At 54.3% G+C, this 2,500-nt stretch carries 2 rRNA genes (1 of these 2 cut by a window edge); both read left to right on the top strand.

Annotation, left to right across the window (positions count from 1 at the left end):
• Window positions 1–2,261 (top strand): 23S ribosomal RNA (locus CVM50_RS08110); it begins 572 nt to the left of the window's first position.
• Between the two features lie 77 nt (window positions 2,262–2,338).
• Window positions 2,339–2,453 (top strand): 5S ribosomal RNA (gene rrf, locus CVM50_RS08105).
• Window positions 2,454–2,500 lie beyond the last annotated feature (47 nt).

Here is a 2,500-nt window from a genome sequence, read left to right as displayed (position 1 = left end):
GAGAGCTGACGGCGTACCTTTTGTATAATGGGTCATCGACTTGGTCTCACGAGCAAGCTTAAGCCGATAGGTGTAGGCGCAGCGAAAGCGAGTCTTAATAGGGCGTCGAGTTCGTGGGATCAGACCCGAAACCGAGTGATCTAGGCATGACCAGGATGAAGGTACGGTAACACGTACTGGAGGTCCGAACCCACACCTGTTGAAAAAGGTCGGGATGAGTTGTGCCTAGGGGTGAAAGGCCAATCAAACTCGGAGATAGCTGGTTCTCCGCGAAATCTATTTAGGTAGAGCGTCATCCGAATACCCCGGGGGGTAGAGCACTGGATGGGTAATGGGGCCCCACAGGCTTACTGATCCTAACCAAACTCCGAATACCCGGGAGTACTAGATGGCAGACACACTGCGGGTGCTAACGCCCGTAGTGGAGAGGGAAACAACCCTGACCTCCAGCTAAGGCCCCCAATTCATGGCTAAGTGGGAAAGCAGGTGGGACGACCAAAACAACCAGGAGGTTGGCTTAGAAGCAGCCATCCTTTAAAGATAGCGTAACAGCTCACTGGTCTAATCAAGTTGTCCTGCGGCGAAGATGTAACGGGGCTCAAGCCATGAGCCGAAGCTGAGGACTGCGTATGCAGTGGTAGCGGAGCGTAGTGTGACATAGCTTCATGCCTTCTTCACCTTCTCCGGAAGGTATTGAAGGCTCGAAGCTTTCTGTGAAGCCGGCCTGTGAGGGATCCGGTGGAGAGATCACTAGCGAGAATGATGACATGAGTAGCGACAAAGAGTGTGAGAGACACTCTCGCCGAAAGTCCAAGGGTTCCTGCTTAAAGCTAATCTGAGCAGGGTAAGCCGGCCCCTAAGCCGAGGCCGAAAGGCGTAGGCGATGGGAACCAGGTTAATATTCCTGGGCCAGTGGGATGTGACGGATTGTGAAGGTTGTTCACCCTTATCGGATTGGGTGGGCCGCTAATCAGTCCCAGGAAATAGCCCCACATGAGACCGTACCCTAAACCGACACAGGTGGACTGGTAGAGAATACCAAGGCGCTTGAGAGAACGATGTTGAAGGAACTCGGCAAAATACCTCCGTAAGTTCGCGAGAAGGAGGCCCGGGTTCAAGGCAACTTGGATCCGGGGGCACAAACCAGGGGGTGGCGACTGTTTACTAAAAACACAGGGCTCTGCGAAGTCGCAAGACGACGTATAGGGTCTGACGCCTGCCCGGTGCCTGAAGGTTAAAAGGAGGGGTGCAAGCTCCGAATTGAAGCCCAGGTAAACGGCGGCCGTAACTATAACGGTCCTAAGGTAGCGAAATTCCTTGTCGGGTAAGTTCCGACCTGCACGAATGGCGTAACGACTTCCCCGCTGTCTCCAACATCGACTCAGCGAAATTGAATTGCCTGTCAAGATGCAGGCTTCCCGCGGTTAGACGGAAAGACCCCGTGCACCTTTACTACAGCTTCACACTGGCATCAGGCACAACATGTGCAGGATAGGTGGTAGACTTCGAAGCAGGGACGCCAGTTCCTGTGGAGTCATCCTTGAGATACCACCCTTGTTCTGCTTGATGTCTAACCGCGATCCCTTATCGGGTTCCGGGACCCTGTGTGGCGGGTAGTTTGACTGGGGCGGTCGCCTCCTAAAGCGTAACGGAGGCGCGCGAAGGTTGGCTCAGAGCGGTCGGAAATCGCTCGTTGAGTGCAATGGCAGAAGCCAGCCTGACTGCGAGACTGACAAGTCGAGCAGAGTCGAAAGACGGCCATAGTGATCCGGTGGTCCCGAGTGGAAGGGCCATCGCTCAACGGATAAAAGGTACGCCGGGGATAACAGGCTGATACTGCCCAAGAGTCCATATCGACGGCAGTGTTTGGCACCTCGATGTCGGCTCATCTCATCCTGGGGCTGGAGCAGGTCCCAAGGGTACGGCTGTTCGCCGTTTAAAGAGGTACGTGAGCTGGGTTTAGAACGTCGTGAGACAGTTCGGTCCCTATCTGCCGTGGGTGTAGGATACTTGAGAGGAGTTGCCCCTAGTACGAGAGGACCGGGGTGAACGATCCACTGGTGGACCAGTTGTTATGCCAATAGCAGTGCTGGGTAGCTATGATCGGAAAGGATAACCGCTGAAGGCATCTAAGCGGGAAGCCCCCCTCAAAACAAGGTATCCCTGAGGGCCGTGGTAGACCACCACGTCGATAGGCCGGAGATGTAAGCACAGCAATGTGTTCAGTTGACCGGTACTAATGGCCCGATAGGCTTGATCCGTTCCAGTAGAAATCAGGAACGATCAGAAGTCACTGACGCGGACTGATTGATATCTCTCAAGTTGGATTTTTCCTCGGTCTGGTGGTCATAGCACGAGCAAAACACCCGGTCCCATTCCGAACCCGGAAGTTAAGTGCCGTCGCGCTGATGGTACTGCGGCTTAAGTCGTGGGAGAGTAAGTCGCCGCCAGACCTAGTAAAAATCCAAACACGATGAACAAAAACCCGCCGACCCAAAAA

The organism is Pseudooceanicola marinus (assembly GCF_002786295.1).
In the GTDB taxonomy this organism is placed as follows: domain Bacteria; phylum Pseudomonadota; class Alphaproteobacteria; order Rhodobacterales; family Rhodobacteraceae; genus Pseudooceanicola; species Pseudooceanicola marinus.
This window is presented reverse-complemented; position numbering and strand designations above follow the sequence as displayed.